This window comes from Cellvibrio sp., assembly GCF_053579595.1.
In genome coordinates this window covers 1-6,162 of sequence record NZ_JBRFPI010000275.1, presented here as the reverse complement: position 1 = coordinate 6,162, position 6,162 = coordinate 1, and the positions used below count along the sequence as shown (strand labels likewise).

At 46.8% G+C, this 6,162-nt stretch carries 7 protein-coding genes and 1 tRNA gene; all 8 read left to right on the top strand.

Features of this window, described 5'->3' with window-relative positions; genetic code table 11:
- Window positions 1-2: 2 nt before the first annotated feature.
- Window positions 3-78 (top strand) — tRNA-Trp (locus ACWA6V_RS15485).
- A 25-nt stretch (window positions 79-103) separates the two neighbouring features.
- Window positions 104-472, top strand: a complete 369-nt coding sequence (gene secE, locus ACWA6V_RS15480; RefSeq protein WP_449523335.1) for a preprotein translocase subunit SecE — start codon at window positions 104-106, stop codon at window positions 470-472.
- A 6-nt stretch (window positions 473-478) separates the two neighbouring features.
- The gene (nusG, locus tag ACWA6V_RS15475) at window positions 479-1,012 is read left to right on the top strand and encodes a transcription termination/antitermination protein NusG (protein ID WP_133684962.1); all 534 of its coding nucleotides are present in this window, start codon (window positions 479-481) and stop codon (window positions 1,010-1,012) included.
- Between the two features lie 144 nt (window positions 1,013-1,156).
- Window positions 1,157-1,588 (top strand): 50S ribosomal protein L11, encoded by a 432-nt coding sequence (gene rplK / locus ACWA6V_RS15470; protein WP_133684963.1) that lies wholly within the window; start codon window positions 1,157-1,159, stop codon window positions 1,586-1,588.
- 1 nt (window position 1,589) lies between these two features.
- The gene (rplA, locus tag ACWA6V_RS15465) at window positions 1,590-2,285 is read left to right on the top strand and encodes a 50S ribosomal protein L1 (protein ID WP_449523334.1); all 696 of its coding nucleotides are present in this window, start codon (window positions 1,590-1,592) and stop codon (window positions 2,283-2,285) included.
- Between the two features lie 289 nt (window positions 2,286-2,574).
- Window positions 2,575-3,069 (top strand): 50S ribosomal protein L10, encoded by a 495-nt coding sequence (gene rplJ, locus ACWA6V_RS15460; protein ID WP_133684965.1) that lies wholly within the window; start codon window positions 2,575-2,577, stop codon window positions 3,067-3,069.
- Window positions 3,070-3,133: 64 nt separating this feature from the next.
- Window positions 3,134-3,502 carry a 50S ribosomal protein L7/L12 gene (rplL, locus tag ACWA6V_RS15455; RefSeq protein WP_449523333.1) on the top strand — a complete coding sequence of 123 codons (369 nt, stop codon included), beginning with the start codon at window positions 3,134-3,136 and terminating at the stop codon, window positions 3,500-3,502.
- Between the two features lie 254 nt (window positions 3,503-3,756).
- Window positions 3,757-6,162 (top strand): DNA-directed RNA polymerase subunit beta (gene rpoB / locus ACWA6V_RS15450; protein ID WP_449523332.1); only part of this gene is annotated, 2,406 nt, incomplete at its 3' end.

Sequence of the window (6,162 nt, the reverse complement as noted above, 5' to 3'; positions counted from 1 at the left end):
TTAGGCCAGTAGTTCAATTGGTAGAGCACCGGTCTCCAAAACCGGGTGTTGGGGGTTCGAGTCCCTCCTGGCCTGCCAAATTTCATGAAGGTTTCACGCAATAATGACTGCTAATACTGAAGAAAAAGTTTACCGACTGGATGCTATTAAGTGGCTTTTGGTTGTGGCTATAGTTGCTGCAGGTGTTGTCGGAAACTCTCATTTTTCTGCTGAATCTATTTTGTATCGTGCATTGGGTTTGCTGGTGCTGGCCGCAGTTGCGGTTTTTGTCGCTTTGCAAACAGCAAAAGGTACAGCAATAGCTGATGTTGTCCGCGGCGCCTTAGTTGAGTTGCGCAAAGTGGTTTGGCCTAGTCGTCAGGAAACTAATCAGACAACACTAATTGTGTTGGCGGTAGTTTTTGTAATGGCAATCATTCTTTGGTTGCTTGACACTCTCTTTGGCTTTATTGCTTCCAATATCATAGGGTAGATGAGTATGGCCAAGCGTTGGTACGTAGTGCATGCCTATTCTGGCTACGAAAAAAAAGTAGCGGCCTCTCTGCGTGACCGTGTTGCGCTTTATGGCATGGAAGAAAGTTTTGGTGAGATCTTGGTGCCCACCGAAGAAGTTATTGAAATGCGCGGTGGTCAAAAGCGTAAGAGTGAACGAAAGTTTTTCCCCGGTTATGTGTTGGTTCAAATGGAATTGAATGATGATACATGGCACTTGGTAAAAGATACGCCAAGAGTGATGGGTTTTATTGGTGGTAAAGCCGATCAGCCTGCACCTATTACTGAAAAAGAAGCTGATGCAATTTTGCGTCGTGTTGATGATTCGATTGAAAAGCCTAAGCCAAAAACTATTTTTGAGCCGGGTGAGATGGTGCGTGTTATCGATGGGCCATTCAATGACTTTAACGGTGTTGTTGAAGAAGTTAATTACGACAAAAATAAGCTGCGTGTGGCGGTATTGATTTTTGGTCGCTCAACTCCAGTTGAGTTGGAATTTAGTCAGGTCGAAAAAACCTAAGCGCTAAATAAGTTTTAAATGCCCTTCTTCGCTATGCGAAGAGGGGTTTTCGTGTCCTTGGTCTATGCCAAGGCGGGGAGCCTGAGACGCCAGGGTTTGCCAAAAGTCTGGTTGAGGCGCTAACACCCATAGGGGAGCAATATCATGGCAAAAAAAGTAACCGCTTACGTTAAGTTGCAAGTTGCAGCTGGCAAAGCAAATCCAAGCCCACCGGTTGGTCCAGCATTGGGTCAGCACGGCGTTAACATTATGGAATTCTGTAAAGCTTTCAATGCGCAAACACAAGGCATGGAAGTTGGTTCGCCAGTACCTGTAATTATCAGTGTATATAGCGACCGCAGTTTTACTTTTGTAATGAAAACTCCACCGGCGTCTTTCTTGTTGAAGAAGGCGGCTGGAATTACCAGTGGTAGTGGTCGCCCCAACACCAATAAGGTTGGCAAGGTAACCCGCGCCCAGTTGGAAACCATTGCAACTACCAAAATGGCAGACTTGACGGCATCGGATATGGATGCTGCTGTGCGTACTATCGCCGGTTCTGCGCGTTCAATGGGTCTGGAAGTGGAGGGCGTATAAGATGGCTAAAATTACCAAGCGTCAACGTGCTATTAATGAGAAAGTTGATTCAACCAAGCAATACTCGATCGAAGAGGCTGTTGCACTGCTGAAAGATCTTTCCAATGTAAAATTTGCTGAGACGGTTGATGTATCTGTTAACCTCGGTATTGATCCGCGTAAATCTGACCAATCCGTTCGCGGTGCTACTACCCTGCCTCACGGCAATGGTAAGTCAGTGCGCGTCGCTGTATTCACCCAGGGTGCCAATGCTGAAGCTGCAAAAGCGGCCGGTGCTGAGTTTGTTGGTATGGATGAATTGGCGGCAGAAATCAAAGCGGGCAAAATGGATTTTGACGTAGTTATTGCCAGCCCTGATGCAATGCGTGTTGTTGGTCAGCTGGGTCAGGTGCTTGGTCCTCGCGGCCTGATGCCAAACCCTAAGACTGGCACCGTAACTCCTGATGTGGTTACTGCAGTTAAAAATGCTAAAGCAGGTCAGATCCGCTATCGTGCTGAGAAGGGCGGTATTGTTCATGGTGGTTTGGGTAAGATTTCTTTTGATGCTATTGCTATCAAAGAAAACCTTGAAGCACTGATCAGTGATCTGAAAAAAGCCAAACCAGCAACTTCCAAAGGTATTTACATCAAGAAAATTTCCTTGAGTTCTACCATGGGTCCAGGTTTGGTAATTGATCAAGCGTCACTCGCGATTTAATTCGCTGATGCACAAAGAACTTTGGGGTCCGCTTGATTGTGCGGGCCGTCAAAGACCGTAGGTGTCTTAAGCAATTTGCGTAAGCAGACTGCTGGGACTTAATGTAAGTCGCCTACGCAGATGGTGAGACCCTATTCAGTCAATTAATGTAACAGGCTTAGTGTTACAAAATGTTGACGAATGACTTCACCGAATAATGGCCTTAATAGTTTTATTGGGGCTGGTAGTTAACGATAAATCTGTTTTCGTTTTTAACAACAAAACGATTTGTCAATGCAGGAGTAATCCCGTGGCATTAGGTCTTGAAGGCAAAAAGGCGATCGTTGCTGAAGTCCAAGACGCTGCAAAGAGCGCTCTGTCTGCTGTTATCGCCGATTCTCGTGGTGTAACTGTTGGCAAGATGACTGCTCTTCGTAAGCAGGCCCGTGAAGCTGGCGTCTGGGTAAAAGTCGTCCGTAACACATTGGCCCGTCGCGCTGTGCAAGGTACAGCTTACGAATGTCTCGCAGACAAATTCGTAGGTCCAACTCTGATTGCGTTTTCTACTGTTCATCCTGGTGCTGGTGCGCGCATCCTTCAGGATTTTGCTAAAGAAAATGACAAGTTTGAGTTGAAAGCTGCTGCCTTTGAAGGTGAGTTAGTGAACATCGCTATGCTGGCAACTTTGCCAACATACGACGAAGCTATTTCTCGTCTGATGAGCGTGATGAAAGAAGCTTCAGCCGGCAAACTGGTTCGCACTATTGCGGCCGTTCGCGATCAAAAAGAACAGCAAGCTGCTTAATTTTTCGATTACAGCTTACTTTAGATTTAACGAGCAAAATGCTCCATTAATTAGGAATTGAGACATGTCTCTGACTAAAGACGATATCATCAATGCCATCGCAGAAATGTCTGTTAAAGACGTTGTTGAGTTGATCTCTGCAATGGAAGAAAAATTCGGTGTTAGTGCTGGTGCTGCTACTGTAGCTGTTGCTGCTGGTCCAGTTGCTGCTGCAGAAGAGCAAACTGAATTCGACGTAATCCTTTCATCTGTTGGCGATAAGAAAGTTAACGTGATTAAGGCAGTGCGTGAGTTGACTGGTCTGGGCTTGAAAGAAGCTAAAGACTTGGTAGAGGCTGCACCTAAAGCAGTTAAAGAAGCTGTTTCCAAGGCTGATGCTGATGCAGCAAAAGCCAAGTTGGAAGAAGCTGGTGCAGTTGTAGAAGTTAAATAATTCTACACCTGTGTCACGGTCCATTTACAGTTTGGACACTAGGCTGGTGAGCATTTGCTTGCCAGCCTTTTTCTGTTTTCAGAAGAGTCCCGGTTCACGGCTGTAAAGGTACTGAAAAATGGCAAGCACCAGGTGCGCCATTGATTACTGAAAAGTAATTGCAAGTTTGTCGAGTTTAAGTTTTTACAAAGAAACGCACATGCGTTTTCATGGCTGCGATCAAGCCCGATCCGCGAACAAGCTGGGGAATACAGATGGCTTACTCATATACTGAGAAAAAACGTATCCGCAAGGATTTTGGCAAACTGCCGCACGTAATGGATGTACCTTACCTTTTGGCGATTCAGTTAGATTCCTACAGAAAGTTTACTCAAGCAGATACTGCGCCTAGTAAGCGTGATGATATGGGGCTGCACGCTGCATTCCGTTCCGTTTTTCCAATCGTTAGCTACTCAGGTAATGCTGCGCTCGAATATGTGAGCTACAACCTTGGCAAGGCGGCGTTTGATGTAAACGAATGTATTCTGCGCGGCGTTACTTATGCCGTCCCCCTGCGCGTGAAAGTGCGTTTGATTATTTATGATCGCGAGTCATCCAACAAAGCGATCAAAGACATTAAAGAGCAAGAAGTTTACATGGGCGAAATTCCGCTCATGACTGACAACGGTACCTTTGTCATTAACGGTACCGAGCGTGTGATTGTTTCCCAGTTGCATCGCTCTCCTGGCGTGTTCTTCGATCACGACAAGGGCAAGACCCACTCATCGGGCAAATTGCTTTATTCCGCACGTATTATTCCTTACCGTGGCTCTTGGTTGGATTTTGAATTCGATCCAAAAGATCTGCTCTACGTTCGTATTGACCGTCGCCGTAAGTTGCCGGCCACTATTCTTCTGCGTGCATTGGGCTTCAGTTCACAAGAAATGCTGGCAATGTTCTTTGAAACCAGTACTTTTATTCTGGGTAAAGATGGTCAGTTCAGTTACGCCGTAGTTCCATCGCGTCTGCGCGGTGATGTCGCTACTTTTGATATCAAAGATGACAAGGGCAATATTATCGTTGAAGAAGGGCGTCGTATAACCGCGCGCCACATTCGTCAATTGGAAAAAGCCGGCGTTAATCAGATGGATGTTCCGTCAGAGTATTTGTTAGGTCGTGCACTGGCGAAAGATATTATCGACACCCGCAGTGGTGAATTGTTGTTTGAATGCAACACTGAAATTACCGCTGATGTGCTTTCCAAATTGGTTGCCGCAGGCGTCACTGATGTTGAGACCTTGTATACCAACGAATTGGATTGCGGTGCGTTTATTTCTGAAACCTTGCGCGTTGACCCAACCCGTACTGCATTGGAATCGCTGGTTGAAATTTATCGCATGATGCGTCCTGGAGAACCGCCAACCAAAGAGTCGGCAGAAGCATTGTTCCAGAATTTGTTCTTCTCACAAGAGCGCTACGATCTTTCTGCGGTCGGCCGCATGAAGTTCAACCGTCGTCTCGGCCGCGAAGCTGAGACTGGCGAAGGCACTATATCTAATGATGATATTGTTGACGTGATGAAGACCCTGATCGCAATCCGGAACGGTAAGGGTGTTGTGGATGATATTGATCACTTGGGCAATCGTCGTGTTCGTTCTGTAGGTGAAATGGCTGAAAACCAATTCCGTGTTGGTTTGGTGCGTGTTGAGCGTGCAGTGAAAGAGCGTTTGTCAATGGCAGAAAGCGAAGGCTTGATGCCGCAAGATTTGATCAATGCGAAACCGGTTGCTGCTGCAGTAAAAGAGTTTTTTGGCTCTTCGCAGCTGTCACAGTTTATGGATCAAAACAACCCGCTGTCAGAGATCACACACAAGCGTCGTGTCTCTGCGCTTGGCCCTGGCGGTTTGACCCGCGAGCGCGCAGGTTTTGAAGTTCGCGATGTACACCCGACCCACTATGGCCGTGTATGTCCAATCGAAACACCGGAAGGTCCAAACATTGGTTTGATCAACTCTCTGGCTACTTATGCCCGCACTAACAATTACGGCTTTCTTGAGAGCCCGTATCGCAAAGTGATCAACGGCAAAGTAACCAATGAAATTGATTTTCTTTCTGCAATTAATGAATCCGATTATGTAATTGCACAGGCATCGGCAACTTTAGATGCGGATGGTAATTTGACCGAGGACTTGGTTTCCGTACGTCACCTGAATGAATTTACCTTGAAAGGTCCGGCTGATGTCCAATATATGGACGTATCTGCGCGCCAGGTGGTTTCTGTTGCAGCTTCTTTGATTCCATTTCTTGAGCACGATGACGCCAACCGTGCGCTGATGGGTTCAAACATGCAGCGTCAAGCTGTACCAACCCTGCGCTCACAGAAGCCGCTGGTGGGGACGGGTATGGAGCGCAATGTTGCTTCCGACTCAGGTGTGTGTGTGGTTGCCAAACGCGGCGGTGTGATTGATAGCGTTGATGCTGGCCGTATTGTAGTAAAAGTACATCACGATGAAGTGGAAGCGGGCGATGCCGGTGTAGATATCTACAATCTGATCAAATACACCCGCTCCAACCAAAATACCTGTATTAACCAACGCCCAATCCTAAGCATCGGAGACTCAGTATCCCCTGGCGATATTCTGGCCCATCCCCCTTCACTCCATATGGGCGAATTGGAAGTC

What these genes read in the sequence shown, in the direction of transcription:
- secE (WP_449523335.1), top strand. Translation starts at nt 104, where the DNA reads ATGACTGCTAATACTGAAGAAAAAGTTTACCGACTGGATGCTATTAAG.
- rplK (WP_133684963.1), top strand. Translation starts at nt 1,157, where the DNA reads ATGGCAAAAAAAGTAACCGCTTACGTTAAGTTGCAAGTTGCAGCTGGC.
- nusG (WP_133684962.1), top strand. Translation starts at nt 479, where the DNA reads ATGGCCAAGCGTTGGTACGTAGTGCATGCCTATTCTGGCTACGAAAAA.
- rplA (WP_449523334.1), top strand. Translation starts at nt 1,590, where the DNA reads ATGGCTAAAATTACCAAGCGTCAACGTGCTATTAATGAGAAAGTTGAT.
- rplL (WP_449523333.1), top strand. Translation starts at nt 3,134, where the DNA reads ATGTCTCTGACTAAAGACGATATCATCAATGCCATCGCAGAAATGTCT.